Below are 26,193 nucleotides of genomic sequence, written 5' to 3' on the forward strand. Positions count from 1 at the left end.
CGCTGCGACACACGTCGGTAGTGGGCCGACCACTACATATAACTTAGTCAGACAGTTATGTTCTAGAACTAGTCAGAACGGAGAGTTCTCGTGACTTTTCAGTCGAGGAAGTCGGGAGCGACTCGCTTCTCGTCGCGTTCCTCGCGGAGGTGCGCGCGGAACGCGTCGCGGTCCACATCGTTCTCCTCGCGCTCCTTCCGGTCGCGGACGGAGACGGTGCCCGCCTCCTCCTCGTTGTCGCCGATGATCAGCATGTACGGCACGCGGTCGGTGTGCGTGTCCTGAATCTTGCGCCCGATGGTCCACGAGCGGTTCTCGACGCCGACGCGGAGACCCTCCTCGCGGAGTTCGTCGGCCACCCGCTCGGCGTAGTCGAGGTTGTCGTCGCTGATGGGGAGGACGCGCACCTGTTCGGGGGCGAGCCACAGCGGGAACTTTCCGTTGAAGTGCTCGATGAGCACCATCAGGAAGCGCTCGTAGCTGCCGTAGAGCGCGCGGTGAATCATCACCGGGCGGTGGTCCTCGTTGTCCTCGCCCGTGTAGGTGAGGTCGAACCGCTCGGGCATGTTGAAGTCGAGCTGGACCGTCGGGCCGTCCCAGCTCCGGCCGAGGGCGTCCTCGAAGCCGAAGTCTATCTTCGGGCCGTAGAACGCGCCGTCGCCCTCCTCGAGGTAGTAGTCGATGTCACCGTCGTCGAGGACGGCTTTCAGCTGTTTCTCCGCGCGTTCCCAGATTTCGTCGCTCCCCACGGACTTCTCGGGGCGCGTCGCCAGTGCCACGTCGGCGTTGAGTTCGAACGTCTCGAACACCGTGAGGATGTTGTCGATGATGAGGTTGATCTCCTCCTCTATCTGGTCGGGGCGGACGAAGAGGTGGCCGTCGTCGATGGTGAACGACCACACGCGCGAGAGGCCCGAGAGTTCGCCGCGCTGTTCTTTCCTGTAGACTTTGCCGTCCTCGAAGTAGCGGACGGGCAGGTCGCGGTAGCTCCACGACTGCTGGTCGAAGATGGTCGCGTGCCCCGGGCAGTTCATCGGCTTCAGGCCGTACTCCTCGTCGTTGACATCGAGGAGGAACATGTCGTCGACGTAGTTCTCGTAGTGGCCCGACTTCTTCCACAGCTCGGTGCGAAAGAGGTGCGGCGTCTCCACGGGGTCGTAGCCCGCGTCAAGGTTCAGCCCCTTCGCGAAGTCGGCGAGTTCGTCGAGGATGCGCTTCCCGTTCGGGTGGTACAGCGGCAGGCCCGGTCCCGTCACCTCGTCGATGGAGAACAGGTCGAGTTCGCGGCCTAGTTTGCGGTGGTCGCGTTCGGCGGCCTCCTCGCGCCGTTCGACGAACTCCTCCAACTCCTGTTCGTCGGTGAACGCCGTGCCGTAGACGCGCGTCAGCGTCTCGTTCTCCTCGTCGCCGCGCCAGTACGCCGACGAGATGTTGAGGAGTTTGAACGCGCCGATCTCGCCCGTCGACTCGACGTGCGGTCCCTTACAGAGGTCCTCGAACTCGCCCTGTCGGTAGAAGCTGATCTCCTCCTCGTCGGCGGCTTCGGTGTCGAGGATGTCCTGCTTGAACGGGTTCTCCTCGTAGTAGTCGAACGCCTCCTCGCGGCTCATCGTGAACCGTTCGATCTCGTAGTCCTCGGCGACGATGTCGGCCATCTGCTCTTCGATCTCGCGGAGGTCGTCCTCGTCGAGGTCGACATTCGTCACGTCGTAGTAGAAGCCCTCGTCCGTCCACGGGCCGATGGTCAGTTTCGCCTCGGGGCGGAGTCGGAGCAGCGCCTGCGCGAAGACGTGCGCCGCCGAGTGGCGAAGCACGTCGAGATACTCGTCGGACCCCTCGGTGACGATGACGAGTTCCGCACCTTCCTCCAGTTCCGTCACCTTGTCGACGAGGTCGCCATCGACGACGCCCGCCACGGTGTCCTTTCCGAGGCCCGGTCCGATCTCGTAGGCGGCGTCCTCTACCGTGGACCCCTCCGGGACGGACAATTCCGAACCGTCCGGCAGAGTCACTACGATATCACTCATGGAAGGACGAAACCAGAGGATGGGGATAAGTGTTTTTGAGACGCGCTACCGGGGTAGCGAAACGGATTTATCCACCACTTCGCCGACAGTTCGGCGAGCGGTTCTCAGTCCCGTCCGGTCTCGATGTCGACGCCCTCGGTCGCCATGTACTCGAGCGCTTCGAGGCACGCGTCGCCCGCCTACGCGGCCAACTTTAGTTGCCGCTGGTCCACCTCGTCGCTGGTGGTCTTCTGGCTGTTTCGGCTCATCCGGATGCTCGATACGGTACTGCCGCCAGCGAAGTAGTAGTTGAGCCTGATTACGGCCGGAGGACAGCGTACGCTCGGGCGGCAGGTCTGGTCGTGCTTACCACCCGACGGATTCGCTCCGTTCGGTCCCCACAGTTAAATCACAGAAGACGGAACTTTCTCGCATGCGATTCGACCGACAAAGTGGCGTCTTTCTCCACGTCTCTTCGCTCCCCGGCCCGCACGGCATCGGCGATCTCGGCGACGGCGCGCGCGCATTCGTCGATTTTCTCGCGAAAGCGGACCAGTCGCTGTGGCAGTTCTGCCCGCTCGGACCCACCTCGTCGGCGCACGGTAACTCTCCGTACCAGTCCTTTTCAGCGTTCGCCGGCAACCCGCTGTTCGTCGACCTCCGGGAGTTGCTCGACCGGGGGTGGCTCGCCGACGGCGACCTGAAGCCCGTCCCCGAGTTCGACCCCCACGAGACCGATTACGAGCGCGTCTCGGAGTACAAACGCCCCCTGCTCCGGACGGCGTTCGAGCGGTTCGAGTCGGAGGCCTCGGACGCCGACCACGAGGCATTCGAAGCGTTCCGCGAGCGCAAGTCGTCGTGGCTCGACGATTACACGCTCTTTATCTCGCTAAAAGAGCACCACGACCAGGTCGCGTGGATCGATTGGCCGGAGGAACTGAAGACGAGAGAGCCGGACGTGCTCGACCGCGCCCGCGACGAACTCGAAGCCGAGCGCCGCTACCACGCGTTCTGTCAGTTCCTGTTCGACGAACAGTGGCGCGACCTGAAGTCGTACGCCGCCGCCAACGGCGTCTCGCTCGTCGGCGACCTCCCCATCTACGTTGCGCTCGACAGCGCCGACGTCTGGGCGTCGCCGGAAGCGTTCGCCCTCGACGAGAACCACGAACCCGCGGCCGTCGCCGGCGTGCCGCCGCAGTTCGGCGACAGCGGCCAGCGGTGGGGGAATCCGCTGTACGACTGGGACTACCTCCGCGAGACCGACTTCGACTGGTGGCGTCGCCGCCTTTCTCGGCTTTTCGACCTCGTCGACGTCGCGCGCCTCGACCACTTCAAGGGATTCGACGAGTACTGGGCGATTCCCGCCGACGCCGACGACCCCGCCGCGGGGTCGTGGCGCAACGCGCCCGGCTACGACTTCTTCGAGACGATAGAGCGAGAGTTCGGCGACCTGCCGTTCGTCGTCGAAGATTTAGGATTCATCGACGAGCAGCTCGTCGCCCTCCGCGACTACTTCGAGTTCCCCGGGATGCGCGTCCCGCACTACGCCGACTGGTGCCGCGAGGGCAACATGAACCAGCCGATGCACTATCCGCACAGCAGCATCGGCTACACCGCCACCCACGACACCGACACGACGGTCAGCTACTATCGGAGTTTACCGGACCACCAGAAGGACTGTCTGCACTACAATCTCGGCGTCGACGGCAGCGAGATCAACTGGTCGCTCATCGAGGCGGTGTGGAACTCCGAAGCGGTGCTCGCGATGACGACGGTGCCCGATTTGCTCGGGTTGGGTTCGGAAGCACGGTTCAACACGCCCGGCACTGCCGAGGGCAACTGGTCGTGGCGGTGTACGTACGAGGATCTCGAAGACAGCGTGGCCGAGCGGCTTCGCGACGTGACCGACTACACGATTCGATAGTCGCGGTCACCGAAATTCGCGAAATCCGACCGAGAGAAACAGCGAACTCAGGCCGCCGACGAGCAACAGAAACCAGTACGAACACAGTCGATAGACCAGCACCGCCGCCGCAGCCGTCTCCAATCCGATCCCGGCGAACAGCACGACGGCGGCCGTAAGACCGAGCTCGGTTCCGCCCAACCCCCCCGGCGTCGGCAACAGCGTCGCCAACCCGGCGGCCGGGACGACGAACAGCACGAGCGCAAACGGCAGCGACTGCCCGACGGCCAGCGACCCCAAATAGAGGGGAAGCGCGAACAGCACCCAGCCGACGGCGGCGTACGTTGCCGCCTGGACGACCATCCAGCGGTCGCCGGTCGCGCGGTCGAACGTCGCGAAGAACTCGTCGAGATCGCGGTCTACCGCGGCCGGAGCGAGTCGGTCCTGCATCCGCGGCCCGGTGCGGTGAAACAACGCCCGTCCGACCAGTGCGACGCCGTGGACGACGCGGCGGAACGCCGTCCGTCGCTTGACGAACCCAACGATTGCTACGGCGACGAGCGCCAGGACGCCGACCAGTCCGAGAACAACGAGCTCTGCTCCCGAGGCGACGCCGTCGGCGACGACGAACCACCCGAACCCGACACCGGCGACGACGAGCGACGCGACGAACACGACGAGTTCGCTCGCGGTCACCGAAGCGAACGTCCCGCGGTAGTCGAGTTTCATCTCCTCGGCCAACACGTACGCCATCAGCGGGACGCCCCCGGCGTGGCCGAACGGGAGAATCTGCTTCGCGAACGTCCCTGTAAGATACCCTAAGCGAACGCGTCCGGTCGGCACTTCGGGGTCGACGGTCCGGAGAAACAGCAGCGTCGAACTGCTCCACGCCAACTGCGCGAGGAGACTCGCGACGAGCGCCGCGCCCAATAGAATCGGGTCCATCGTCCGCAACTCGGCGAAGATTTTCTGCCAACTCACGCCCGAGAGACCGACCAGCGCAGCGAGCACGACGACGACGGCGACGCCCGCGGCGACGCGCTTTCGCATCGACCCGACGCGGGTGACCTCCGTCGTTCCCATGACAAATGGTAGTCTTGTAGAACAGTATGAGTCTTCTGTCTGTCTCAAAGCTCAACAGGCACGCTGGTTAGTCGGGGCAGCTACTGCGTCGGTGAGGTTGACGCGTCGGCGCGCCCAGACGGACCTCAGCGACGAAAGAGCGGAGTTCCGAGCCAGTCGATTACTCGACGAACGGGTCCGGGTAATCCATCTGCGCCGCGATCTCCCGACGTGTCTCGACGTCTGTCAGTCGCTCGACGAGGTGGAGTCCGACGTCGAGCGCGGACGCCACGCCGCGGGCGGTGACGACGGGACCTTCGTCGACGACGCGGGCGTCGACCACCTCGCAGTACTCCTCCAGCATGTCGAAGGCGTTCGGGTGGGTCGTCGCCAGTCTCCCGTCGAGGAATCCGGCCGCGCCGAGCAACAACGACCCCGTGCAGACCGACGCGACCACCGGACACTCCTCGGCCGTTTCGAGCCACGAGACGAACGCGTCGTCGCGGCGTAACTCCCGCGTGGCGCTCCCACCGGGGACGAACAGCAGGTCGTAGCCCGCGAGCGACTCGCCCGCCGAATCGACCTCGAACCGGAGGTTCGCGGCAGCCGTCACCGTCTCCGTCTGCGCCGCCGCGGAGGCGCACACGTCCCACTCGAGGTCCACGTAGCCCATCGTTGAGAGGCGAGTCACCGGGTCGAACCCGCCGACGAAGTCGAGTGCGGTCATCCCGTCGAAGGTGACGAATCCTGCGCGCATGGCCTCCGTTTCGCGGCACGGGGTATCATCGTTGCGACGCTCCGACGACTGCACGCCTTTCGAGACTCGCCCTACCGCACAGATAGCCGCGGGGGCAACTCACATGGACCTCCGCCGCAACCACCAGCCATGCACGTCGACGCAGCTCGCCTCCGGGCGGACATCGAAGCGAACGCCGAGTTCGGCGACATCGACGCCGAGGAGGGTCACGGCCGGACCGTCCTCTGCGGAACCGAAGCGAACAGACAGGCCCGCGAGTACTTCGTCGAGCGACTCGAAGACGCCGGACTCGCGGTCGAAATCGACGCCGTCGGCAACGTATCCGGCACGTGGACGCCCGACTCCACTGACGAGAACGCCGCGCCAGTCGCCTTCGGTAGCCACCTCGATTCCGTGCCCGAGGGCGGCATCTTCGACGGCCCCCTCGGCGTCTACGCCGCGCTCGAAGGCGTCCGCGCGATGCAGGAGGCGGGCGTCGACCCCGAGCGCCCGGTAGTCGTCGTCTCCTTCACCGAGGAGGAGGGCCAGCGGTTCGCCGACGGTCTCCTCGGTTCCTCGGTCTCGGTCGGCGTGCGGTCGGTGGAGGAGGCGCTCGCGCTCGAAGACGAAGACGGAACTACGCTCGAAGACGCGCTCGCCGACGTCGGTTTCCGCGGCGAGGGGCTGCTCGACGCAAACGAGTGGGACGCGTGGTACGAACTCCACATTGAACAGGACACCCAGCTCGAACGCGCCGACGTTCCGGTGGGCGTCGTGACGACCATCACCGGCATCACGCACTGCGAGGCGACGATTCTCGGCGAGGCGAACCACGCGGGCGCGACGCCGATGGACGAACGGACCGACGCGCTCGCGGCCGCCGCGGAGTTCGTCCTCGACGTCGAACGCACGGCCAACGACGTCGTCGACGACTCCAGCGATTCGGCCGTCGGCACCGTCGGGTCGCTCAACGTCTCGCCGAACGCGACGAACGTCGTCCCGGGGCGCGTCGAGATGGGCATCGACGTGCGCGACGTGGTGTACGAGTCGATGGAGACCATCGTCGGCGCGGCGCGGGAGAGCCTCAACCGCCTCGAAGCCGAACGCGGCGTCGACACCGCCTTCGAGCGCCCGTTCGACCTCGAACCGACGCCGATGGCCGACCGACTGCGCGAGGCGGCCCATTCGGCCGGTTCGGACGCCGGTATCGAGACGATAGATATGCATTCGGGGGCGGCCCACGATACGATGCACGTCGCCGACGTGACCGACGCGGCGCTGTTGTTCGCGCCGTCGCGCGACGGCATCTCGCACAACCCCCGCGAGTGGACCGACTGGGACGACTGCGCAGCGGCGGCGCGCGTCCTCGCCGGAGCCGTCGCCGACGCGGCCGGCGGCGACTCGAACATGTAGGTGACCGAGTCGCGACGAGAGACAACGCAACGGTTTTCAGGCCGCCGTCTGAGCATCGGCCGTGAAACGTCCGCTCGGCTATCTCTCGCTCGTTTTCGCGGCGCTCGCTTCGCTCGCGGCGGCCGTCGTCGACGCGGTTCACCCGTTCGGCGAGTTGGTCGTCGCCGACGTTCTCGTCGAACCGCTGGTGGTCAAAGCGCTGTTCGTCGTCGCGCTGGTGTTCGGGCTCAACGGGTGCTACGTGCTTTTGATGTGGGTGCTGAGCCGCGGCGTCAACAAGCGCCGCGTCCACGACGTGCGGAACGTCCTTCGCTTGCTCTTCGGCGCGCTCGGTCTTGTCAGCGTTCTCGGCATCGTCACCGACAACTGGTTCGGGTTCCTGCTCTCGTTCGGCGTCGTCGGCTTCGCCGTCACGTTCGCGCTCCAACAACCGCTGTTGTCGCTTCTCGGCTGGGGGTACATCATGACCAAACGCCCCTACGAGGTGGGCGACCGCGTGAAAATTGAGGATTCGAAGGGCGATGTCATCGAGGTCGACTTTCTCGTGACGACGCTCTGGGAGATAAACGGCGATTTAGTCTCCTCGAACCAACCGTCCGGTCGCGTCGTCACCGTGCCGAACAGCGTCGTGCTCTCCTCGCAGGTGGTGAACTTCGGCGTCGCCGCGTTTCCGCACGTCTGGAACGAACTCCCCGTTCAGGTCTCCTACGAGACGGACCTCGCGTTCGCCTGCGAGCTGATGGCGACGGAGGCGGACGACTACCTCGGCGACGAGATGGCCGCCGGCGTCGCGACGTACCGCGAGCGACTCGCCGAGACGCCGGTCGAACTCGACGTGCAGGACCGCCCGACGGTCAACCTCGCTCAGGAGGAGTCGTGGGTCGTTCTCCGACTCCGGTATCTGACCCATCCTCGCCGCGGCCAGCGCGTAAAAAACGAACTGTACCGTCGCATCATCGACGAGTTCAACGAGCATCCCAACCGCGTCAGTTTCCCGCTGGGTCGAAACCGGTAGGTCGGGAGAGTCGCCGAACATCGAAACCAGCAAGCCCGCGGGAACTAACGACGAAACGATGGAGCGAGGGGCGATTCCGCTCGACGAGCTGGCCGGCGAGTTTGACCTGCAAGCGACCGTCGAGAGCGGTCAGTCGTATCTCTGGGACCGCGCCGACGGCGGCATGTACGACGAACTGGTCGCCTACGGCGGCGACCACTGGTACGAGACGGTCGTCCCGCCGATGGATGGCGTGAGCGATAGGCGAGCCGTCGTCCGCGTCCGACAGGTCGGCGACCCGTCGACCGGACGACTGGAGTGGGAGTCGAACGTCGACGCCGTCCCGCTGCTCACCCACCTGCTCCGCCTCGACGACGACTTAGACGCGATTCTCGCAGCGACGCCGGACGACCCGCTCCTCCGGCGGGCGTACGACGCCTACCGCGGGATGCGTCTGGTCCGCGACCCGCCCTTCGCCTGTCTCGTCTCGTTCATCTGCTCGGCGCAGATGCGCGTCTCGCGCATCCACGGGATGCAGACGGCGATGGCCCGCGCGTTCGGCGACCGAGTGGAGTTCGACGGCGAGACGTACCACGCGTTCCCGACGCCCGCACAGTTGGCCGAGCCGACCGAGGACGAACTCCGCGACCTGAGCCTCGGCTACCGCGCACCCTACGTCCGGCGGAGTGCGGAGATGGTCGCCGCCGGAGAGGCTCACCCCGACGAGGCGCTCGGACTTGGCTACGAGGACGCCCGCGAATCGTTGACCCGGTTTGTCGGCGTTGGCGACAAGGTGGCCGACTGCGTGCTGCTGTTCTCGCTCGGCTTCCTGCAGGCGGTGCCGCTCGATACGTGGATTCAGACGGCCATCGCGGACCACTACCCCGACTGCGAGCGGGGGAGCTACCGCGAGACGTCGCGGGCGATACGCGAGCGGTTCGGCGGCGACTACGCGGGCTACGCTCAGACGTACGTCTTCTACTACCTGCGCGCCGGCGGTGACGGCGGGAGTTGATGGCCTCGATGACGAAACGACCCGTCGACCCCGGTGACGCTTGTCGCGACTCGTGTCGGCTTCTCCGCCGACTCCGCCGGACTGTCCGTTTTTCGTGACGAACACGTTGCGACGGGCGAACATCTATGCGTTTCGATGGGTTACGACTAGTCACTATGGACTGCAGAGTCGTCGTAGAGGCGGCCGTGCCCGTCTACGACGTGGGGACGACGGACGAAGCGGTCCGCATCGCGATCTCCAAAACCGGCGAGATGCTGAATCCGGACCTCAACTACGTCGAGATAAATATGGGGACCCGCAACTCCCCGTCAGGCGAGGAGCTCCCCCCGGCGTTCATCGCCGCGGACGAGGCGCTCGTCGCGCTCGAACTGGAGATGACCGTCTTCAACGTCGAACGAGAGGAGCACGCGTCGCGAATCGCTCGCAAAGAGATCGGTCAGCGTCTCGATAACATCCCGCTGAAAGTGCTCGAAGTGACCGTCATTCCGGAGGAGGGGGACGAAGAAGCAGGAGCGGGTGAGCAGAGTGACGAGCCCGACGGAGATCCGGGCGGCGAAGAGACGGACGACGAGTTGTTGCCGGAGTTCGAGGAGATGGTCGACGAGGAGAGCGACGGCTGATCGGTCGTACTTAGGGAGAACTGCAGTCGAGATCTCAGTCGGCTTTTGGTGCGACTGTCTCCGGCTCTGTCTCTTCCATCGAGGACGTGATCCCTTTCGCGAGTTTAAAGACGGCCGCCTTGTGGTCAGTTTTCGACTTGTGAATAGATGTCGGCCGGACGCCGAGTTCGTTGTATTCGGTGAGGTCGAGTTCGGTTCCTTTCCAGTGTTCCTGCTGGCTACGTACCTCTGCAAGCAGGCCGTGAAGGTGAATGAGCTCCTGCTTCTTCATGAGCAAATTCTCGTTGATACTCGATGCTTATAGTATTATCTTGAGTCTAGTTAACACAGTACTGTGAGTGAGAGTCTCTACCCCTCGATACCGGTGGTTCCACGAAACGGCCTAAAAAACGGTCGTGAACGTTATACGGACCGCGCGTTCAGTTGTGAACGATGGACTACGACGACCAACTCGACAAGGCGCTCGCGGAGTCGCCCGACATCGAAAGCAGTGGAAGTCGCTTCGAGGTCCCCGACCCGAATGTCCGTCCGGAGGGGAACGTGACAGTGTTCGAAAATTTTCAACCGGTAGTCGACAGACTCGGGCGCGACGAGGCGCACGTGCTGAAGTTCCTCCAGACCGAACTGGGGACGAGCGGTCACATCGACGAGAGCGGGCGCGCCCGTCTGACGGGCGATTTCCGCGAGGACCGCGTCGCCCGCGCCGTCGAGGAGTACACCGACGCGTTCGTTCTCTGTCTGGAGTGCGGGCTTCCGGACACGCGCCTCGTCGACGAACGCGGAACCATGATGCTGAAGTGCGACGCCTGCGGTGCGCTGTCGTCGACGGGGCAGTAGTCGTCACTCGTCGGACGGAGTCGGAAAAAATCGCGCAGTGCTGGGCCGCTACTGGAGCTGTTTGACGGTGTTTAGGTCGGATTCGGTCCGCATGAACTCGGCTAACCGGCGCGTCGCGTGACAGTTCGGACAACTGAAGTTTGCGCGATGGCCGGGCAACTCGCTGGGACCGGACTCCCAGTCTTTTCCACACTCGGGGCACAACAAGCGGACGAACGCTTCGACCATACGACTGACCGACGGGAGCGGCTTCAATAAATGTTTGTGCCGCTCTCGCACACTTTAGGCGAACAGTCCCGTCTCTTCGGCTTCCAGTAGCTCTTTGTACCGGTTGCGGATGGTGACTTCGCTGATGTTGGCGACGTCACTGACCTCGCTCTGAGTCACCTTCTCGTTCGTCAGCAGGGCCGCGGCGTACACCGAGGCGGCGGCGAGTCCGACCGGCGATTTACCGGAGTGGATGCCCTTCTCCTTGGCCGTCTTCAGCAGTTGCCGGGCGCGGCGTTCGGCCTCGTCGGAGAGGTCGAGCGCCGAGGCGAACCGCGGGACGTACTGCTCGGGGTCGGCGGGCTGGATTTCGAGTTTCAGTTCGCGGACGATGTAGCGGTACGTCCGGGTGAGTTCCATCTTCTCGACGCGGGAGACGGTCGCAATCTCGTCGAGACTGCGCGGCATCCCCGCCTGTCGGGCGGCGGCGTAGAGGCTGGCCGTGGCGACGCCCTCGATGGAGCGGCCGGGAAGCAGGTTCTCGCCGAGTGCGCGGCGGTAGATGACCGAGGCGGTTTCGCGGACGTTCTCGGGAAGCCCGAGCGCCGACGCCATACGGTCGATCTCGCCGAGCGCCTGCTTGAGGTTGCGCTCCTTCGAGTCGCGGGTGCGGAACCGCTCGTTCCACGTCCGCAGTCGCTGCATCTGCTGGCGCTGCCGCGAGGACAGCGAGTTGCCGTAGGCGTCTTTGTTCTGCCAGCCGATGTTCGTCGACAGCCCTTTGTCGTGCATCATCTTCGTCGTCGGTGCACCGACGCGGGACTTCGAGTCGCGCTCGGCGCTGTCGAACGCGCGCCACTCGGGACCGCGGTCGACGGAGTCCTCTTCGACGACGAGACCGCAGTCGGTACAGACGGTCTCGCCGTGTCCTTCGTCGGTGACGAGTCGGCCGCCACATTCGGGACAGCTGCGTACCGACTCGCTCTCTTGCTCTCGTTCTGGTTCCGTTTCGCCGGTGTATGTACGGATGGTTGTGTCGGTCATGGTATGGTCCTCGTGATAGTGGCGGACCGCTATCCGGAAGGAGAAATATGGAGAATTCGCCGGAGTCGGTCCTTACCCACAGTAAGGCCGCAACTCTTATAAATGTTTCGCAGAAAACGGCCGACTGACGCCTCGAAACGGCCGAACGCGTGAGTTTCTGTTTTTCAAAAAAGTCGACACGGAAATCCATACAAAATAAACCTTACGAATATTCGACTCGGGACGACGCGGCGCTCATCGTCGTCTCGACCCCACGGCGAGATGCGCGGCTAGACTGCCCCGAGACTCGTCCGAAAAATTCGGTCGTGCGACTCTTGTTGCCGGACTCACCCCGTGAATCCGCCACTCGACGTTTACGAAACCGGCCGCTCAGGCCGAATTTGCGACTGTGACGCTCAGGCTGGATGCTGGACCGACTCGACGAGCGAGACGATGTTCGACTCCTCGCCGTCCAACTGCTGCGGGTAGACGCCGAGGGCGATGACGAAGTCGTCTTCGTGACGTACCTTGGTGACGTGGACGAACACGTCTATCTGCTCGCCTTCGACGTTCGAGGTGGCCTCGTACTTCGTCACCTCGGTGTCGGTTCCGAGCATCGTCAGCGTCTGCGAACTCGCTTCGCTCACGTTACTCAACCCCTCGTACTGGCTCGTCAGTAACTGGACGAGATCCTCGTTGCTGTAATCCGCGATAGGGTTGAACGTCCGGCCCGCGATCTCGACGGCCGGCGAGGAGATCGCGGCGAAGACGCCGAGTTTCTGCTCGCCGAGCAGGCTCATCTCCAGGCGCTTCTCGTACGTCGATATCTGGTTCGTCACCTCGACGCTTCGAGTCTGCCCGGCGGCGCTGAACTCGCGCGTGATGGTCTGTGCTTCGGTTCCGTCGAGTTCGTAGCCGGTGTCGTTCGCGACGGACTCCTCGGCTACGGCGGGGTCAGCCTCGAACGTCAGCGATTCCTGGCCCGTGACGAAGCCGAGACAACCGCTCGACGCGACCAGCGCGCCGAGTGTTGCAGTCGCTACCTCGCGTCTCGTGTGTCTCATCGCCCCCGTCTCTCTCACTCAGCGTTATAAGTCTCTCGGCCGGACTGTCAATCCGAACGACGATTCCGAGAGGTGACGGTTCGGTGTCATCGTTACTCGCCGCGCCACTGGGGGTCTCTCCCCTCCAGAAACGCGTCGATGCCCTCGTTCTTGTCGTGGCTGTCGAACAGGCCGACGAACAGTTCGGACTCGTAGTCCAGTCCCGCGTCGAGTTCCATTCGCGTCGCGGCCTGAAGCGCCTGCTTCGCCCGCGCCAACGCGAGCGGGCTCTTCGACGCCATCTTCCCGGCGAGGTCGGCGACGCGCTCGTCGAGTTCGTCGGCCGGATGCGCCTCCTCGACGAGCCCGATCTCGGCCGCCTCCGCGCCGCTGACGAGTTCGCCCGAGAGCACGAGCTTTCGCGCCTGGCCCGTCCCGACGAGTCGCGTCAGGCGCTGCGTACCGCCGCCGCCGGGGATGATGCCGAGATTGATTTCGGGTTGGCCGAGTTTGGCGTCGTCGCGGGCCAAACGCACGTCGCACGCCTGCGCGAGTTCGCAGCCGCCGCCGAGGGCGTGGCCGTTGACGCGGGCGATGACGGGCTTCGAGCAGTCGGCGACCGTCTCGTAGATGCGGGGACGCTCGCTCGCCTCGTGCTGTTCGACGGCGGTCCGCTTGCGGAGTTCTCTCACGTCGGCCCCGGCGACGAACGCTTTCGCCTCGTCGGACCCCGTCAGGACGACGACCCGGACCTCGTCGTCGTCCTCGACAGCGGCGAAAACCCGAGCGAGTTCCGTCCGTACCCGCGCGTTCAACGCGTTGCGCGCGTCCGGCCGGTCGATGGTGACCGTGAGGACGTGGTCTCCGTACCCACCGCGTTCGACGCGGACGAACTCGGCGTCCGCCGCCGCAGCCTCTACGTCCCGGTTGTCGTCGTCACTCATCGTCTTCCCCCGAGACGCCGACTATCTCGCCGTCCTCCCAGACGTAGAATCCCTCTCCCGTTTTCTTGCCGAGCTTCTCGGCACGGACCTTCTTTCGGAGGAGCGTCGGCGGGCGGAACCGTTCGCCCAACTCCTCGCGGAGGTGTTCGAGGATGTCGAGGCGAACGTCCAACCCGACAACGTCGCCGAGTTCGAGTGGTCCCATCGGGTGGTTGTAGCCGAGTTCCATCGCGGCGTCGATGTCGCGAGGGCTGGCGACGCCCGACTCGACCATCCGAACCGCCTCGACGCCGAGGGCGACGCCCAGCCGCGAGGTGGCGAATCCGGGGGTGTCCTCGACGACGACGGCGGTTCTGTCGACGCAGTCGACGAACGTCTCGGCGAACTCGCGGGTCTCGTTGCTCGTCTGCTCGGCCAAGACGACTTCGACCAACTGCATGATGTGCGGCGGGTTGAAGAAGTGGAGACCGACGCAGCGCGAGGGGTCCGAGAGCGCGCTCGCGATGCTCGTCACCGGGAGCGACGAGGTGTTCGTCGCCAGCACGGTGTCGTCGGGCGCGTGGTCGGCCACCTCCGACAGTACCCGCTTTTTGAGCTCTTCGTCCTCCGGCACCGCTTCCACGACGAGGTCGGCGTCGGCGACGGCCTCGGCGAGGTCCGTCGTCCCGGTGAGTCGTGAGAGCGTCGCTTCCCGCGCTTCTTCGGTCACTTTTCCGCGCTCGACACCGCCGTCGAGGTTCGCCTCGATGGCCGCGAGTCCGTCGGCGACGAAGTCCTCTTCGATGTCTCGGAGCGTCACGTCGTGGCCGCCCATCGCGCTCACCTGTGCGATGCCGTGGCCCATCGTCCCCGCACCAACTACACAGACGTTCATGAACGATGTGGCTCGGGTCGCCGATTAAATCATTCCCATTCGTCCACTGCCGAGCGGCGACCGCAACCCGACCGCTCGGAGTAACCGTTTTGTACCGCCTCTCCGAGCGAAGTATCATGGTTTACAATGAGGTAGAACGCGCCGACCGTGACGAGCTACGGTCGATGCAGGACGAGCGGCTCCGAACGACCGTCGAACACGCCTACGAGAACGTCCCGTTCTACCGCGACGCCTTCGACGAGGCGGACCTCTCGCCCGGCGATATCGGCGGCGTCGACGACATCTCGTTGCTGCCGTTCACCGCCAAAGAGGACTTCCGCGACCACTATCCGGACGGACTCGTTGCCGTCGACAGAGCGGAGTTGCGACGCATCCACGCCTCTTCGGGAACGACGGGCAAGCCGAAAGTCGTCGGCTACACCGAGGGCGACCTTCAACTCTGGGGCGAGGTCGTGGCACGGTCGCTCGAAACGGCCGGCGTCGACGCCGACCACACCGTCCAGAACGCCTACGGCTACGGTCTCTTTACCGGCGGTCTCGGCATCCACATGGGCTGCGAGACGCTCGGCGCGAACGTCATCCCCATCGGCGGCGGCCAGACCGGGAGACAGCTAGAACTGCTCTCGGACCTCGACTCCGACGTGCTGACCTGTACACCGTCGTACGCGCTCTACCTCGCCGAAACGGCCGAAAAAGGGGGCATCGACCCTCACGAGTGGAACCTCTCGACGGTCGTCATCGGCGCTGAACCCTGTACCGAACCGATGCGCAGGGAGATTGAGGAGGCTCTCGACGTGACAGCGCTCGACATCTACGGTCTCTCCGAAATCGTCGGTCCCGGCGTCTCGATGGAGTGCGAGGCGAAGGACGGCCTCCACGTCTGGGAGGACCACTTCTACCCGGAGGTCGTCGACCCCGTCACCGGCGACCCGCTTCCCGAAGGTGAAGAAGGCGAACTCGTCTTCACGACGTTGACGAAGGAAGCGGTTCCGGTGCTTCGCTACCGGACGGGCGACTTAGCGACGCTGACGCGCGAACCGTGCGACTGCGGACGGTCCATGGTGCGCATGTCGCATGTCACCGGCCGGAGCGACGACATGCTCGTCGTCCGCGGCGTCAACGTCTACCCGAGCGAGATCGAGTCCGTCGTGCTGGAGTTCGACGCCGTCGCGCCGTACTACCGCATCGACCTGCGGCGCGACGGCCAACTCGACACCATCGAGATCACCGTCGAGCGTACCGAGTCCTTTGACGGCGACGCCGACGAGTTGGCCGACCGCCTCCGCGACCGCCTCCAGACGGTGCTCTCGCTGTCGCCAGACACGCTCACCGTCGCCGACCCCGACGGTATCGAGCGTACCGAGACGGGGAAGGTAAAGCGCGTCTTCGACCACCGCTGACGCCGCGTACGCCCGATTTCGTGTTTCGAGCTTTCAGGAGTCGACGGCCGCCGTCTGCTCGGTGGCCTCCTCGTCGTCGACGCTCTCCGGTCTCTCGGGGGCACTTCCGCCCTCGGAGGCGTACTTCTCGCGTCGCCGCTCGTTCTCGTCGCGGATGCGCCGCTCGCTGTAGAGGTAGTACGCCGGTGCGACGAACGGAAGCGCGAACGCCGCGCCGAACCAGAGGTGCCGCGTCCAGCCCCAGTCGAACCCCTGTCGCCGCATCGCCTTGATGTCCGAGCGGAGGAACCCGGCGATGAACAGGTGCGTGACGAGCATTACGACCAGTCCCGACCCGTTGCCGATGGGAACCGAGAGCACGAGAAGCGGGATGCCGAGCAGCCAGATGAGAAGCACCAGTTTTCGGTACGGCGCGACCAACCGGCGCTCGCTCCACCCGTCGCCGCCGCGGTCGGCGTCGTGTCCGCGTCTGTAACCGTCCATGCGTCAGAATGGCCACCGCCGGAGCAAAAGCGGTTCGCCCGTGCCACCGACTGAGTACCTCCCGACTCCCGCCCCCATCCCTCGTTCCCCAAGACGCTGGGACGCAGAGACACTGAAACGCTGGGACGCCGAGACATCGGGATGTCGGGACGCCGAGGCGACGGCCCCGCCGCTTTTCTTCGCCCCGCCCCAACGAGGAGCGTATGGCAGCAATCGACGCCGCGAACGTGCTTCCGACCGAGAGATTACAGTCGATGGTCGCGGACGGCCGGGTGACCCAACTGCACCGCGGTCACGCCTACGCCGAGAAAGGCGACACGTTCGAGGTCGACGGCAAGCGCTTCGAGGTCGTCGCCGTCGAGACTCGGACGCTCGGCGATCTGACCGAAGAAGACGCCCGCGCCGAAGGCTCGGAGAACTTGGACGCCTACCGTGAACGCCTCGAACAGGCCCACGAGGACTTCGAGTGGGACGACGACACGGAAGTCGTCCGTCACTGCTTCGAACCGGTCGAGTAGTTACTAACTTCGATTCGACTCGTCGAATCGTTCGTCAGTTCTCCGAGTCGCCCGTCGGTTATTCGAATCGTTCGCCGATTATCCGAGTCGCTTCACCGCAACCTCGTGTTCTCCCTCATCCGTCTCGATAGTCACCGTCTCGACGATAGCGTCGCGGACGGTTTCGCGCCACGCCCCGACCGCGTTCACGTGCTCGTCGCGGTGTGTGTCCACCGAGTATCTCCCCGCCTCTCGCAGGCGGTCCTCGGCCTCGTCGGGCGTCGGAAACGGGGGGACGCGCGTCACGAGACGCTCGGGGTCGAGGTGTATCGGCTCGGTCGGGCCGTCGTAGGTTCCTTCGCTCCCGGCGAGGTGGAGGCGGGCGCGCATCCGTCCCGCGAACGGTGGCGTCACGCGCAACACGGCGGGCGCGCGATCCCGTCGCCGAGCCTCCACCGCGGCGACGACGACGTCGGCGGTGACCGCGATAGAGCGAATCTGCGCCAGACTCCCGCCGTTGACGTTCCCGCCGTCGCCGTCGCAAGTCATCGCTGGTGGTTCAACGGTGAGACGGAAGGCGCTTTCTCCGACTTCTCGGCGCGGGCCACGACGACGTTACGAGGTGGCCGACCGGAGGCCGCCGCCACACTCCGGACAGAGCGCGTAGTACGAGCCGGGCGTCACTCGCTGGTCACACTGCTCGCACACGAACGCTGAACGTTCTGTCATCGCTCTCAGTGGTCACCGTATCTTGTTAAATGTTACCGTGAAGTACGTCGCGTAATAGTACACAAATTTTTATCATCGATAGGAGAACCGGAAGACGTGCCTTACAGTTACGAACCCCACCACTTCGAAGATTTCGAGGTCGGACAGACGTTCGAGAGCGCCGGGCGGACGGTGACCGAGACGGACTTCGTCATGCACTCGGCATTTTCGGGCGACTGGACGGAGCTCCACACGAACCGCCACTACGCCGACGACGAGTACTTCGGCGAACGCGTCGCCCACGGGCCGATGACGTTCGTCCTCGCGACAGGACTCGTCTTCCGATGCGGCTTCCTCGAACGCACCGTCGTCGCCTTCCTCGGGATGAACTACATGGACATCCCCGCGCCAGTCAAAATGGGCGACACAATCTCCCTGGAGATGGAAGTCGTCGAGACGAAATCGTTCTCTAGCCGTGACGACGCCGGACTTGTGGTCATCGACTCCGAGATGACGAATCAGGACGGCGAGACGGTGTTCTCCGGCGACATGAAGTTCATGATCAAGACGAAGGAGTAGCACTCTTTCTCGCGTTCGTCGAACGCGTCTCTCTCACTCTCAAGACCTCACACGCGGAATCGGCGGACGAACGCGCCGATGACGACGAGATGCGCTGCCACACCCACCGCGAGTAGTCCCACGACCGCCACCGTCGACCCGCCGTCGACGCCGACGAGGAACGCCTTCAGCGGCCAGTACGCCGGGAACACACCTGCGAAAAACTGCCACGGTTCGGGGGCGACGAGGACTCCGACTACCGGAACCATCACCGTGAGACCGAAGAACTTGCTCACCGCGACGCCCTCCACCGTGTTCGAGGCGAACGCCGACAGCAGCAGCGCGCAGGCGAACGTCCAGAGCGACCCGACGGCGCAGATCCCGACGAGCAGCGTAACCGGTACGGGAAGAAGTCCGACCAGCGGCACAGTTAAAAACATCAGCGCGAAGGTGACGACGGTGACCGAAATCGACCGGTAGAGCAAGTAGCCGCGGCCGGTGAGCGGCGTCGTCAACAGCGCGGCGAGGACGTTCTGGTCGCGCTCTTCGAGGATAAAAAAGCCCGTGACGAATCCGAACGTCAGCGGCGCGAGGAAGAGGAACACGCCGAGGACCAACGGGTAGTACGGCGTCAACTCGAACCCCGGAGCTAAGAGGTCGGCGACATACGGAACCGCGAGTCGTCCGAGCACCGCGTAAAACAGCGGCACGGCCGCGAAGAACGCGAGCATCGGGTCGCGGAGCCAGTTTTTCAGGTCCGCGATGGCGAGGCTGACGACCGGGCCGTAGCTCCGTCCGCGTCCGACGATGCTGCCGCGGGCCGCGCCGCTCTCGGAAGTGCCGCTGCTGAGTCCTTGAACGATGTGACGCTCGAACGCTCGTCGAGCAAAGACGGCCGCGACGGCGACACTGAGGGAGAGGTAGCCGACACCGTAGGCGAGTTCCCACGTCGGCGCCGGTCGAAACGCGGCGTCGATGAGCACGAGCGACGCCTGCGTCGGGACGAGGTAGACCAACGAGTTTTCGACGAGTCCGAGATAGTCGAGCATCGGAAGACTCGTCGGGAGGAGGTAGACGAGCGGGGTCATGAAGTACGCGTTCAGGTCATCGAATCGCGCGACGGCGATGAAACCCACGAGGACGAACAGCGCCGAAGTGAGAACGATACCGACGAGAAACGGCAGCGGGGCGAAATCGAGGCCGTAGCCGAACACCGCGACGATACTGCTGGCGAGCAGAGCGAGAAGCGTCAGCGAGAGTGTCTTCGACGCCAGATACTCGACACCGCTAAGCGGTGACAGTGTCAGCGCGTCGACGACGCCTTCGCGCTTCTCGAACAGCACCAGCGCCGCGATGAAGTAGAAGCCGAGAAACGCCGGGTCGCCCATCAGGACCAGCACGAGTGCCGTCGCTCTGAACGACGACGGGACCTGCGTGAGACCAAGCGTGAACGCGGTGACGATGACCGCGTAGACGGCGTAGAAGCCGTAGCGAACCTGGAGTCGAACGTCCCATCGGAGCATCGAGGCGACGCCCTGCACCGACTCGGACGCTCATCGAAGTTCCTCACCGGTGATTTCGAGGAACACGTCCTCCAGCGTCGCCTCCTCGGTGTGAATCGTCTCGACGCGGTCACAGAGTTGGTCGGCGACGGTCATGTCGTGCGTCGTCACGAACACCGTCGTCCCCGCCGCCCGGAGGTCGAGAAGCATGTCTTTGATGTTCCGGGCGTTGCCGGGGTCCAGTCCTCCGGTCGGTTCATCGAGAAACAACAGGTCCGGGTCGTTGAGGAGCGCTCGGGCGACGTTGAGACGCATTCGCGTTTAACTGCTTTTGAGGACAGTCTTCGGTCCGATTTTGCGACGACGGGGCCGTTCTCGAATCGTTCCGTACACCGACGAAATGTACTCATGTTCGAACTAACGTTTCCTCATATTTTCGCTCGATTTAACTTGTACGCAGGAGCGAACGTGTCGGCTTGCTATAGCAAGGCGAACCACCATGGACGACGCTGTGGACCTCTCACAAAGCAATGGATTCGGAACGTTCACCCGAGCGCGTTGGACAGGTGGCAACTGATAGTGTCGAACGGAGAGTACTGCCAGACGGCGGGCAGAGTGCCGAGGCCGAGGAATCGGAGGAGGCCGACGAGTCCGAATCGTCCGAGGAATCGCAAGAATCGGAGGAAGCCGAGCAATCAGAGGAAGAAGAAAAGTCGGCCGAAGGCGAAGAGTCAGAGGAGTCAGAAGAGTCCGAGGAAGGCGAAGAGGCAGAAGAGTCCGAGGAAGGCGAAGAGGCAGAAGAGTCTGAGGAAGGCGAAGAGGAGGAGGAGTTCCCCTCCGAGACGGCCAAAGAGAAGAAAGACACTTCCGACCAGCGACAGGAGGCGATGCGAGGCGAGGACGAGACGGGAGTACTGTTCTTGGACCTCGAAGGCCTCCATCTCGACCTTCTCGGATTGCAGGTCGACCTCGACGACGTCGTCCTCGACCTCTCCGCAAAGGAGGGCGAGGGGAACCTCGTCGGCAACCTGCTGGCAGCCGTCGCCGGACTGCTCGACGACGGCCTCGGCAAAATCTTAGACAAACTGCCGGGGATGCCGGAGCTACCGGATCTCAAGGACATGCTTCCGGAACTGCCGTCGCTCGGCGGCGGGGGCGAAGACGGCGAGGGTGGTCGCCTCTCCTCGGTGGCGGACGCCACGAAGAGTACGCTCAAATCCGCAGCGAAAGAACTTCCGCTGAAGGATATCGCGGTCCAGCTCATCGTCGGGGTGGTGAACCAACTGTTCGGTGACGCCGACGAGAAAGAAGACGAGGAGGGCGAGGGTGAAGAGAGCTCGGAGGCCGAGGAAGGCGACGAGGAGGGTGAGTCCGCTGACGAGAGCGAGAGCGACGAGGAGAGCGAACCGTCCGACTCCGAGGAGGAAGACGAATCGTGAGCCAGTCGTCGCTTCTCGGTCGCATCGACGTGACCGAACTACTGACCAACCTCGATTACGACGAACTGCTTGCCGATACGAAGTGGAGCGGCATCCAAGACGACGACGCTCTCGGCGAGCGACTCGGCGGCCGAGGCGGCGAAGTACTCGGCGCACTCGTCGGGTCGGCGCTCGGCGCGCTCCTCGGCGAACGCGTCGTCGGAGGCGCGCTAAACCGGTTCACGGGGGGTGGCGACGATGAGTGATTCGTCGTCCTCCTCGTCATCGTCCTCCTCGCTACAGAACGTCGTCGCCGACGAAGTCGGAGACCAGATAGACGGCCGCGAGGTCGGCGAGAGCGTCGGCCGGAAAATCGGGAGTCGGTTAGGGCGCGAACTCGGGAAACGGCTGGGCCGGACGGTCGACGAAACCGTCCGCGACGGCGTCGAAGCGGGAAAGAAACCGTTCGAGATTCTCGCAGACGTCAAAGAAACGCTCAAACAGGCGATCTTGAACTCACTCGGAACGCGTGATGCGGTCGAGGAGAGCGCCGAAGCGCTGCGCGCCGCGGTCTCCAAACCGAGCGAAATCGAACAGGCGGCCGAGGAAACCGCTGAGTCGGCCAAGGAGTCCGCAGAGAGCGCCAAAGACGAAGCGACCGACACCGCAGAAAAGGCGACCGGTAAGGCAACGGACGCCGCCGAAAAGGCGACCGGCAAGGCGGAAGACGCCGCCGAGACGGCCGAGGAACAGGCGACAGACACCGCCGAGGACGCCGAAGAGACGGCCGATGACGTCGCCGACGAAGTCGAATCCCGCGCGTCGGACGCATTGCCGGACAATCTGAGCAACGTTCGTCGGGAGACGTACCGGGAACTGCTCGAGACGGTCTCGTACCGCGAACTGCAGTCGATGGCGAAAGACGCGGACATCAAGGCGAACCAGAGCCACGAGGACCTCGTCGACGACCTCGTCGAGCAGTTCGACGAGGAGAAAGAATCGGCCGACCAGTCCGACGACGGAGGTGACGAAGGCGAATGACGGACGCCGCCGAGACCGCCGACCGAATCCTCGGCGAGGTGAGACAGGCGCTCTCGGCGTCCGACGAGGAGCGCGACGACCGACTCCGCGAACTCGCCGACGAGGCGGCGACATTCGTCGACGAGACGACGACCGAAGAACTGATCAAAGCAGTCGGTCTCACCGACGACGACGGCGACCACGTGGAGACGATTCCGCACGCCCTCGCCGCCGGCGGCGAGGAGTCGGTGCTCGACCTCAAGACGATTCTCGCGCTGTCGAAAGCCGGGAACGTGGAGGACGGCGACGCGATGAGCGAACTCCGGGAGCGCCTCTCCGACCTCACCGCCGAGTCCGAACCGACCGCCGAGAGCGAAACGACCGGCGAGGGCGACAGCGAGGACGAGACCGAAACCGGTGACGCCGCTGATTCCGAGGCGACCGACGAGGCAGAGGCGGAAGAAGCCGAGGCGGAAGAAGCCGACGACGACGGCTCTCCGCTCACGAAGTCGCTGCAGTCGCAACTCGACAAGGCGGCCGACTCGCTCAAAGCCAGCGTCGAACAGATGCAGACGGGCGACGAAGCAGACGACTCCGCGGCGAGCGACGAGGCGGAAGTCGAAGAAGAGGAAGCCAGCGAAGACGACGCCGAGGACGACGGACTCGTCGACGTCGGCGACGACGATCGTTCCCGCGGGCGACCGACGATGCACTCGACCGTGCCGAGCGCGCGGCCCGACATGAACGGCGTCGTCCGCCACTCGACCGTACCGAGGCGGTGAGCGCGTCGACCCGGACGACGAACGCACCGACTCGCAGGACCTTTCCTTCGTTCAACAACGCTTCGAGATGACACCCCAACCGACGACAGTCCGCCGGACGCTGACGAGAACCGCCGACGAGTTCCGAACGAAGAACGTCGCGTTCATGGCCGGCAGCATCGCGTACAACGCGTTCGTCTCGCTGCTTCCGCTGCTGCTGTTGTTGGTGCTTTCGGTGTCGGTCGTCGGCAGCGGCGCGCTCGAACGTCGCGTCATCGAACTCGCGGCGACGTATCTCGCTCCCGGCGTCGGCGACACGCTCCGGGAGGTGCTCCGCGAGGCCAACGACAACACCGGCTTCTCGCTCGTCGGCATCGTCGTGCTCCTGTGGGGGACGCTGAAGATATTCCGCGGTCTCGACACCGCGTTCGCCGAAATCTACGAGACGGCGCAGGCCGACGACTTCGTCGACAGAATCCGCGACGGAGTCGTCGTCTTCGCGGCGCTTCTGGTCGCCGTCGTCGCCATGGTCACGGCCGGGTCGGCCTTCGCGGCGCTGACGCAGCGACTCGCCATCGGCGTCCTGAACCCCCTGTTTCTCGTCGTCTCACTCAGTATCGCCTTCTTCCCGCTCTACTACATCTTTCCGAACGTCGACGTCACCTTCGGAGAGGTGCTTCCCGGCCTCCTCACTGCCGCTACGGGCTGGGCGACGCTTCAAGCGCTGTTCCAACTATACGTCGCCGCCTCCGCGAAGACGGACGCCTACGGCATCCTCGGCGGCATCGTACTCCTCGTCACGTGGCTCTACTTCGGCGGTCTCCTCTTGCTGCTCGGAGCGGTCGTCAACGCCGTCGTCGGCGGCTACATCGGCGGAGACGCCGACGAGACGGAGACGAGCGGTCTTATTTTCGCCGACTCCCGAACCGCCTCGGACACTACACCCGTCAAGTCGCATCGGGAGGAGCGGCTCTCCCCGGACGAAGCGGCGGCGTACCTTCGTCGCCTCCGCGAGGACCTGACCGGTCGGTACAACGGAATGCGACCGACGGACGGCGAGAGAACCCCGAACCTCCTGTCGGGGGCGACCGAAATCGGGCTTCTCGAACGGTCGTTCGAAACCGACGACGAGCACGTCTACGAGACGCGCTTCCGATGGCGTCTCCCCGAGCGAGACTCCGAGGCCGACGGCGACGACGAAGGCGAAGCCGAGGAGTCACCGGCGGTCGACGCGCGCCGCGCCGAAGAGGACTGACGACGACGAGAACGAGACCGAGGCTGCCGCATTCGCCGACCCGGCGAAACACTTTCTGCCGCGGTGTTGACCCGACGGTATGAGTACCCGACGCTCTCCTATCGCGGTCGGCAAACAGGTCCTCGAGGAGTTCAGCTCGAAGAACGTCGCGTTCATGGCCGGGAGCCTCGCGTACAACGCGTTCATCTCACTCATCCCGCTCCTGCTCCTGATCGTGCTCCTGACGTCGGTTCTGGGGTCCGAGCAACTCGAAGGACGGGTCTCGACGCTCGTCGCGTCGTCGCTGACGCCCGCAACGGGCGACCTCGTCTCTGGCGCGCTCGACAGCGCGAGCGAGGGCACCGGACTCTCCATCGTCGGCGTCGTCGTCCTCCTGTGGGGGACGCTGAAGATATTCCGCGGTCTCGACACCGCCTTCTCGGAGATCTACGAGACGGAGGACAGCAACGAGTTCACCGACCAACTCCGTGACGGACTCGTCGTCTTCGTCGTACTCCTCGTCGGCATCACCGGGATGGTCGCCGCGAGCACCGTCTTCGCCGCGTTCGAGTCGCTCCCGTGGATCGGCCTGCTCAACCCGCTCGTGTTGATTCTCGGCCTGTGCATCGCCTTCCTCCCGCTGTACTACGTGTTTCCGGACACCGACCTCTCGGTCCGCAGCATCCTCCCCGGCGTGTTGACCGCGGCGGTCGGGTGGGCGCTCCTCCAAGGGGTGTTCCAGTTCTACATCGCCTTCTCGGACAAGTCGGAGGCGTACGGCGTGCTCGGCGGCGTCATCGTCCTCGTCACGTGGCTCTACTTCGGCGGCCTCGTCCTCCTGCTCGGCGCAGTCGTCAACGCCGTCGTCGGCGGCTACGCGACCGGCGCGTCCGGCGGCGTCGGAACGGGCGCGGCCGACCGCGCCGCGAATCGGGAGGTGCTGCGCGAGGACCGCTTGAACCGCGACCAGGCGGCGGGCTATCTGCGGCGACTTCGCGAAGACGTCACCCGTCGGTACGAGGGAATGGAACCGACACGGACCGATGGGACGCTCGGTCGCGCCCGAATGCCGGAGACCGGAACGCTCGAGGTCACCGAACGGGCGTTGTACGAAGACGACGAGCGAGTTCACGAGGTGCGACTCCGGTGGCGAACGCAGGAGGACGACGTCCGAGTCGAGGGGCGTCCTCACGAGACGACAGAAACGAACCCCTCGGACCAGTCGTCGACGCCCGCCGACGACTAACTGCGGCCGAGCACCTGTCCGAGCAACCCCGCCTGCCCGCGTCGGAGCCGTTCGAGAAACGCCGACTTGCTGATTCCCAACTCCTCTGCGACTTCGACCGCCGTCGCCGCCTTCGGGACCGAGAAGTATCCCATCTCCAGCGCCGCCCGCAACGCTGCCTCCTGGGCGGGCGTCACGTCCCACCGCGCGGCAGCCGAATCGGCCTGCGGACCGAGTGGGTAGACGCGTTCGAGCGTCACGCCGACAGCCTCGCCGGCGGCCGCCAATACGCCCTGTAGCACGTCGTAGCCGACGACTGCGCCGGTGAACCGCTCCTCGCCGTCGCGGTAGGTCAGCGTCTCGGCGACGAACCCCACGTCGGTCAACTCGTGGACGATACAGGGGTGCTTCGAGAGGCAGCGGTACGTGTCTCGCCCTTCGGCCGTCGCGCGGTGGAGGTAGCGAAGTCGCCCGTCTGCGTCGAGCGTCGCCGCGAGTTCGTCGCTCGTCGGCGCGCCGAACCGGAGGAGGACGTTCCCGTCGCCGCGCATCTGCGGCGGTTCGCATTCGATGGTCACGCTCGTCGTCCGTGACGCCGCCGCCAAGGGGCAGTCGTCCCCGGTCACTCGAAACTCCACCACCAGACACTCCTCGCGCATCGTCGGCGAATCGGCGGGCGGCAACATATAAACACCGCCTATAGACGGGTC

The 26,193-nt window shown here is 64.8% G+C and carries 30 protein-coding genes; 15 read left to right on the top strand and 15 right to left on the bottom strand.

Going from position 1 to position 26,193, the window contains the following annotated elements; translation table 11 throughout:
* Positions 1 to 98: 98 nt before the first annotated feature.
* Positions 99 to 2,027 carry a threonine--tRNA ligase gene (gene thrS / locus LAQ58_RS05740; protein WP_224449645.1) on the bottom strand — a complete coding sequence of 643 codons (1,929 nt, stop codon included), beginning with the start codon at positions 2,025 to 2,027 and terminating at the stop codon, positions 99 to 101.
* 412 nt (positions 2,028 to 2,439) lie between these two features.
* On the opposite strand from thrS, the gene malQ reads away from it, so the two are divergent.
* Positions 2,440 to 3,930 (top strand): 4-alpha-glucanotransferase, encoded by a 1,491-nt coding sequence (malQ, locus tag LAQ58_RS05745; protein ID WP_224449646.1) that lies wholly within the window; start codon positions 2,440 to 2,442, stop codon positions 3,928 to 3,930.
* Between the two features lie 6 nt (positions 3,931 to 3,936).
* Here the strand turns inward: malQ and LAQ58_RS05750 are convergent, their stop codons facing one another.
* Together LAQ58_RS05750 and LAQ58_RS05755 are read right to left on the bottom strand one after the other, a co-directional pair.
* On the bottom strand, positions 3,937 to 4,992 hold the full coding sequence (locus LAQ58_RS05750; protein WP_224449647.1) for a lysylphosphatidylglycerol synthase transmembrane domain-containing protein: 1,056 nt from the start codon (positions 4,990 to 4,992) through the stop codon (positions 3,937 to 3,939).
* A 160-nt stretch (positions 4,993 to 5,152) separates the two neighbouring features.
* A complete protein-coding gene (locus tag LAQ58_RS05755) occupies positions 5,153 to 5,728 on the bottom strand; it encodes a DJ-1/PfpI family protein (RefSeq protein WP_224449648.1) in 576 nt (191 codons plus the stop codon).
* 129 nt (positions 5,729 to 5,857) lie between these two features.
* On the opposite strand from LAQ58_RS05755, the gene LAQ58_RS05760 reads away from it, so the two are divergent.
* The 4 genes from LAQ58_RS05760 to LAQ58_RS05775 all read left to right on the top strand — a co-directional run bounded on the left by LAQ58_RS05760 (position 5,858) and on the right by LAQ58_RS05775 (position 9,749).
* The gene (locus LAQ58_RS05760; protein WP_224449649.1) at positions 5,858 to 7,120 is read left to right on the top strand and encodes a M20 family metallo-hydrolase; all 1,263 of its coding nucleotides are present in this window, start codon (positions 5,858 to 5,860) and stop codon (positions 7,118 to 7,120) included.
* A gap of 61 nt (positions 7,121 to 7,181) precedes the next feature.
* A complete protein-coding gene (locus tag LAQ58_RS05765; protein ID WP_425490691.1) occupies positions 7,182 to 8,135 on the top strand; it encodes a mechanosensitive ion channel family protein in 954 nt (317 codons plus the stop codon).
* Positions 8,136 to 8,193: 58 nt separating this feature from the next.
* Positions 8,194 to 9,129 (top strand): DNA-3-methyladenine glycosylase family protein, encoded by a 936-nt coding sequence (locus tag LAQ58_RS05770; RefSeq protein ID WP_224449650.1) that lies wholly within the window; start codon positions 8,194 to 8,196, stop codon positions 9,127 to 9,129.
* Positions 9,130 to 9,284: 155 nt separating this feature from the next.
* Positions 9,285 to 9,749, top strand: a complete 465-nt coding sequence (locus tag LAQ58_RS05775) for a DUF555 domain-containing protein (RefSeq protein ID WP_224449651.1) — start codon at positions 9,285 to 9,287, stop codon at positions 9,747 to 9,749.
* 34 nt (positions 9,750 to 9,783) lie between these two features.
* On the opposite strand, the gene LAQ58_RS05780 is transcribed toward LAQ58_RS05775, so the two are convergent.
* Positions 9,784 to 10,020: a UPF0058 family protein gene (locus LAQ58_RS05780; RefSeq protein ID WP_224449652.1), complete on the bottom strand. Its 237-nt coding sequence runs from the start codon at positions 10,018 to 10,020 to the stop codon at positions 9,784 to 9,786.
* A gap of 161 nt (positions 10,021 to 10,181) precedes the next feature.
* Between LAQ58_RS05780 and LAQ58_RS05785 the strand changes: the two genes are divergently transcribed.
* Positions 10,182 to 10,586 carry a translation initiation factor IF-2 subunit beta gene (locus LAQ58_RS05785; protein WP_224449653.1) on the top strand — a complete coding sequence of 135 codons (405 nt, stop codon included), beginning with the start codon at positions 10,182 to 10,184 and terminating at the stop codon, positions 10,584 to 10,586.
* Positions 10,587 to 10,634: 48 nt separating this feature from the next.
* Here LAQ58_RS05785 and LAQ58_RS05790 read toward each other — a convergent pair whose 3' ends face one another.
* From LAQ58_RS05790 to LAQ58_RS05810, 5 genes are all read right to left on the bottom strand, one after another.
* The gene (locus tag LAQ58_RS05790) at positions 10,635 to 10,814 is read right to left on the bottom strand and encodes a DUF7836 family putative zinc-binding protein (protein ID WP_224449654.1); all 180 of its coding nucleotides are present in this window, start codon (positions 10,812 to 10,814) and stop codon (positions 10,635 to 10,637) included.
* 54 nt (positions 10,815 to 10,868) lie between these two features.
* Positions 10,869 to 11,837: a transcription initiation factor IIB gene (locus LAQ58_RS05795; RefSeq protein ID WP_224449655.1), complete on the bottom strand. Its 969-nt coding sequence runs from the start codon at positions 11,835 to 11,837 to the stop codon at positions 10,869 to 10,871.
* A gap of 395 nt (positions 11,838 to 12,232) precedes the next feature.
* Positions 12,233 to 12,880 carry a DUF6517 family protein gene (locus LAQ58_RS05800; protein ID WP_224449656.1) on the bottom strand — a complete coding sequence of 216 codons (648 nt, stop codon included), beginning with the start codon at positions 12,878 to 12,880 and terminating at the stop codon, positions 12,233 to 12,235.
* A 92-nt stretch (positions 12,881 to 12,972) separates the two neighbouring features.
* Positions 12,973 to 13,803 carry an enoyl-CoA hydratase/isomerase family protein gene (locus LAQ58_RS05805; protein ID WP_224449657.1) on the bottom strand — a complete coding sequence of 277 codons (831 nt, stop codon included), beginning with the start codon at positions 13,801 to 13,803 and terminating at the stop codon, positions 12,973 to 12,975.
* Positions 13,796 to 14,677, bottom strand: coding sequence for a 3-hydroxyacyl-CoA dehydrogenase family protein (locus tag LAQ58_RS05810; protein WP_224449658.1), 882 nt, complete (start codon positions 14,675 to 14,677; stop codon positions 13,796 to 13,798). The genes LAQ58_RS05805 and LAQ58_RS05810 overlap by 8 nt, the downstream gene beginning before the upstream one ends.
* A 116-nt stretch (positions 14,678 to 14,793) precedes the next feature.
* Between LAQ58_RS05810 and paaK the strand changes: the two genes are divergently transcribed.
* On the top strand, positions 14,794 to 16,077 hold the full coding sequence (gene paaK, locus LAQ58_RS05815) for a phenylacetate--CoA ligase PaaK (protein WP_224449659.1): 1,284 nt from the start codon (positions 14,794 to 14,796) through the stop codon (positions 16,075 to 16,077).
* A 33-nt stretch (positions 16,078 to 16,110) separates the two neighbouring features.
* Here paaK and LAQ58_RS05820 read toward each other — a convergent pair whose 3' ends face one another.
* The gene (locus LAQ58_RS05820; RefSeq protein WP_224449660.1) at positions 16,111 to 16,560 is read right to left on the bottom strand and encodes a hypothetical protein; all 450 of its coding nucleotides are present in this window, start codon (positions 16,558 to 16,560) and stop codon (positions 16,111 to 16,113) included.
* A 203-nt stretch (positions 16,561 to 16,763) separates the two neighbouring features.
* Between LAQ58_RS05820 and LAQ58_RS05825 the strand changes: the two genes are divergently transcribed.
* Positions 16,764 to 17,078, top strand: coding sequence for an ASCH domain-containing protein (locus tag LAQ58_RS05825; RefSeq protein WP_224449661.1), 315 nt, complete (start codon positions 16,764 to 16,766; stop codon positions 17,076 to 17,078).
* Positions 17,079 to 17,156: 78 nt separating this feature from the next.
* Here the strand turns inward: LAQ58_RS05825 and LAQ58_RS05830 are convergent, their stop codons facing one another.
* Entirely contained in the window at positions 17,157 to 17,606 is a 450-nt protein-coding gene (locus tag LAQ58_RS05830; RefSeq protein WP_224449662.1) for a DUF8009 family protein, read from the bottom strand.
* A 66-nt stretch (positions 17,607 to 17,672) separates the two neighbouring features.
* Positions 17,673 to 17,786 carry a hydrogenase maturation nickel metallochaperone HypA gene (locus tag LAQ58_RS05835; protein WP_224449663.1) on the bottom strand — a complete coding sequence of 38 codons (114 nt, stop codon included), beginning with the start codon at positions 17,784 to 17,786 and terminating at the stop codon, positions 17,673 to 17,675.
* A 96-nt stretch (positions 17,787 to 17,882) separates the two neighbouring features.
* Between LAQ58_RS05835 and LAQ58_RS05840 the strand changes: the two genes are divergently transcribed.
* Positions 17,883 to 18,344, top strand: coding sequence for a MaoC/PaaZ C-terminal domain-containing protein (locus LAQ58_RS05840; RefSeq protein ID WP_224449664.1), 462 nt, complete (start codon positions 17,883 to 17,885; stop codon positions 18,342 to 18,344).
* Positions 18,345 to 18,391: 47 nt separating this feature from the next.
* Here LAQ58_RS05840 and LAQ58_RS05845 read toward each other — a convergent pair whose 3' ends face one another.
* Both LAQ58_RS05845 and LAQ58_RS05850 read right to left on the bottom strand, forming a co-directional pair.
* The gene (locus LAQ58_RS05845; RefSeq protein ID WP_224449665.1) at positions 18,392 to 19,864 is read right to left on the bottom strand and encodes a fluoroquinolone export ABC transporter permease subunit; all 1,473 of its coding nucleotides are present in this window, start codon (positions 19,862 to 19,864) and stop codon (positions 18,392 to 18,394) included.
* 12 nt (positions 19,865 to 19,876) lie between these two features.
* The gene (locus LAQ58_RS05850) at positions 19,877 to 20,140 is read right to left on the bottom strand and encodes an AAA family ATPase (protein WP_224449666.1); all 264 of its coding nucleotides are present in this window, start codon (positions 20,138 to 20,140) and stop codon (positions 19,877 to 19,879) included.
* A 251-nt stretch (positions 20,141 to 20,391) separates the two neighbouring features.
* On the opposite strand from LAQ58_RS05850, the gene LAQ58_RS05855 reads away from it, so the two are divergent.
* The 6 genes from LAQ58_RS05855 to LAQ58_RS05880 all read left to right on the top strand — a co-directional run bounded on the left by LAQ58_RS05855 (position 20,392) and on the right by LAQ58_RS05880 (position 25,504).
* Positions 20,392 to 21,264 (top strand): hypothetical protein, encoded by an 873-nt coding sequence (locus tag LAQ58_RS05855; RefSeq protein WP_224449667.1) that lies wholly within the window; start codon positions 20,392 to 20,394, stop codon positions 21,262 to 21,264.
* A complete protein-coding gene (locus LAQ58_RS05860) occupies positions 21,261 to 21,509 on the top strand; it encodes a hypothetical protein (protein WP_224449668.1) in 249 nt (82 codons plus the stop codon). The genes LAQ58_RS05855 and LAQ58_RS05860 overlap by 4 nt, the downstream gene beginning before the upstream one ends.
* Entirely contained in the window at positions 21,502 to 22,284 is a 783-nt protein-coding gene (locus LAQ58_RS05865) for a hypothetical protein (protein ID WP_224449669.1), read from the top strand. The genes LAQ58_RS05860 and LAQ58_RS05865 overlap by 8 nt, the downstream gene beginning before the upstream one ends.
* The gene (locus tag LAQ58_RS05870) at positions 22,281 to 23,045 is read left to right on the top strand and encodes a hypothetical protein (protein ID WP_224449670.1); all 765 of its coding nucleotides are present in this window, start codon (positions 22,281 to 22,283) and stop codon (positions 23,043 to 23,045) included. The genes LAQ58_RS05865 and LAQ58_RS05870 overlap by 4 nt, the downstream gene beginning before the upstream one ends.
* A 67-nt stretch (positions 23,046 to 23,112) precedes the next feature.
* Positions 23,113 to 24,279, top strand: coding sequence for a YihY/virulence factor BrkB family protein (locus LAQ58_RS05875; RefSeq protein WP_224449671.1), 1,167 nt, complete (start codon positions 23,113 to 23,115; stop codon positions 24,277 to 24,279).
* 79 nt (positions 24,280 to 24,358) lie between these two features.
* The gene (locus tag LAQ58_RS05880; RefSeq protein ID WP_224449672.1) at positions 24,359 to 25,504 is read left to right on the top strand and encodes a YihY/virulence factor BrkB family protein; all 1,146 of its coding nucleotides are present in this window, start codon (positions 24,359 to 24,361) and stop codon (positions 25,502 to 25,504) included.
* Here LAQ58_RS05880 and LAQ58_RS05885 read toward each other — a convergent pair.
* Positions 25,501 to 26,142 carry a helix-turn-helix domain-containing protein gene (locus tag LAQ58_RS05885; RefSeq protein ID WP_224450130.1) on the bottom strand — a complete coding sequence of 214 codons (642 nt, stop codon included), beginning with the start codon at positions 26,140 to 26,142 and terminating at the stop codon, positions 25,501 to 25,503. The two genes, LAQ58_RS05880 and LAQ58_RS05885, sit on opposite strands and share 4 nt — an antisense overlap.
* Positions 26,143 to 26,193 lie beyond the last annotated feature (51 nt).

Source organism: Haloprofundus salilacus, assembly GCF_020150815.1.
In the GTDB taxonomy this organism is placed as follows: Archaea; Halobacteriota; Halobacteria; order Halobacteriales; family Haloferacaceae; genus Haloprofundus; species Haloprofundus salilacus.

What these genes read in the sequence shown, in the direction of transcription:
- thrS (WP_224449645.1), bottom strand. Translation starts at nt 2,027, where the DNA reads ATGAGTGATATCGTAGTGACTCTGCCGGACGGTTCGGAATTGTCCGTC.
- malQ (WP_224449646.1), top strand. Translation starts at nt 2,440, where the DNA reads ATGCGATTCGACCGACAAAGTGGCGTCTTTCTCCACGTCTCTTCGCTC.
- LAQ58_RS05750 (WP_224449647.1), bottom strand. Translation starts at nt 4,992, where the DNA reads ATGGGAACGACGGAGGTCACCCGCGTCGGGTCGATGCGAAAGCGCGTC.
- LAQ58_RS05755 (WP_224449648.1), bottom strand. Translation starts at nt 5,728, where the DNA reads ATGCGCGCAGGATTCGTCACCTTCGACGGGATGACCGCACTCGACTTC.
- LAQ58_RS05760 (WP_224449649.1), top strand. Translation starts at nt 5,858, where the DNA reads ATGCACGTCGACGCAGCTCGCCTCCGGGCGGACATCGAAGCGAACGCC.
- LAQ58_RS05770 (WP_224449650.1), top strand. Translation starts at nt 8,194, where the DNA reads ATGGAGCGAGGGGCGATTCCGCTCGACGAGCTGGCCGGCGAGTTTGAC.
- LAQ58_RS05775 (WP_224449651.1), top strand. Translation starts at nt 9,285, where the DNA reads ATGGACTGCAGAGTCGTCGTAGAGGCGGCCGTGCCCGTCTACGACGTG.
- LAQ58_RS05780 (WP_224449652.1), bottom strand. Translation starts at nt 10,020, where the DNA reads ATGAAGAAGCAGGAGCTCATTCACCTTCACGGCCTGCTTGCAGAGGTA.
- LAQ58_RS05785 (WP_224449653.1), top strand. Translation starts at nt 10,182, where the DNA reads ATGGACTACGACGACCAACTCGACAAGGCGCTCGCGGAGTCGCCCGAC.
- LAQ58_RS05790 (WP_224449654.1), bottom strand. Translation starts at nt 10,814, where the DNA reads ATGGTCGAAGCGTTCGTCCGCTTGTTGTGCCCCGAGTGTGGAAAAGAC.
- LAQ58_RS05795 (WP_224449655.1), bottom strand. Translation starts at nt 11,837, where the DNA reads ATGACCGACACAACCATCCGTACATACACCGGCGAAACGGAACCAGAA.
- LAQ58_RS05800 (WP_224449656.1), bottom strand. Translation starts at nt 12,880, where the DNA reads ATGAGACACACGAGACGCGAGGTAGCGACTGCAACACTCGGCGCGCTG.
- LAQ58_RS05805 (WP_224449657.1), bottom strand. Translation starts at nt 13,803, where the DNA reads ATGAGTGACGACGACAACCGGGACGTAGAGGCTGCGGCGGCGGACGCC.
- LAQ58_RS05810 (WP_224449658.1), bottom strand. Translation starts at nt 14,677, where the DNA reads ATGAACGTCTGTGTAGTTGGTGCGGGGACGATGGGCCACGGCATCGCA.
- paaK (WP_224449659.1), top strand. Translation starts at nt 14,794, where the DNA reads ATGGTTTACAATGAGGTAGAACGCGCCGACCGTGACGAGCTACGGTCG.
- LAQ58_RS05820 (WP_224449660.1), bottom strand. Translation starts at nt 16,560, where the DNA reads ATGGACGGTTACAGACGCGGACACGACGCCGACCGCGGCGGCGACGGG.
- LAQ58_RS05825 (WP_224449661.1), top strand. Translation starts at nt 16,764, where the DNA reads ATGGCAGCAATCGACGCCGCGAACGTGCTTCCGACCGAGAGATTACAG.
- LAQ58_RS05830 (WP_224449662.1), bottom strand. Translation starts at nt 17,606, where the DNA reads ATGACTTGCGACGGCGACGGCGGGAACGTCAACGGCGGGAGTCTGGCG.
- LAQ58_RS05835 (WP_224449663.1), bottom strand. Translation starts at nt 17,786, where the DNA reads ATGACAGAACGTTCAGCGTTCGTGTGCGAGCAGTGTGACCAGCGAGTG.
- LAQ58_RS05850 (WP_224449666.1), bottom strand. Translation starts at nt 20,140, where the DNA reads ATGCGTCTCAACGTCGCCCGAGCGCTCCTCAACGACCCGGACCTGTTG.
- LAQ58_RS05865 (WP_224449669.1), top strand. Translation starts at nt 21,502, where the DNA reads ATGAGTGATTCGTCGTCCTCCTCGTCATCGTCCTCCTCGCTACAGAAC.
- LAQ58_RS05870 (WP_224449670.1), top strand. Translation starts at nt 22,281, where the DNA reads ATGACGGACGCCGCCGAGACCGCCGACCGAATCCTCGGCGAGGTGAGA.
- LAQ58_RS05875 (WP_224449671.1), top strand. Translation starts at nt 23,113, where the DNA reads ATGACACCCCAACCGACGACAGTCCGCCGGACGCTGACGAGAACCGCC.
- LAQ58_RS05880 (WP_224449672.1), top strand. Translation starts at nt 24,359, where the DNA reads ATGAGTACCCGACGCTCTCCTATCGCGGTCGGCAAACAGGTCCTCGAG.
- LAQ58_RS05885 (WP_224450130.1), bottom strand. Translation starts at nt 26,142, where the DNA reads ATGCGCGAGGAGTGTCTGGTGGTGGAGTTTCGAGTGACCGGGGACGAC.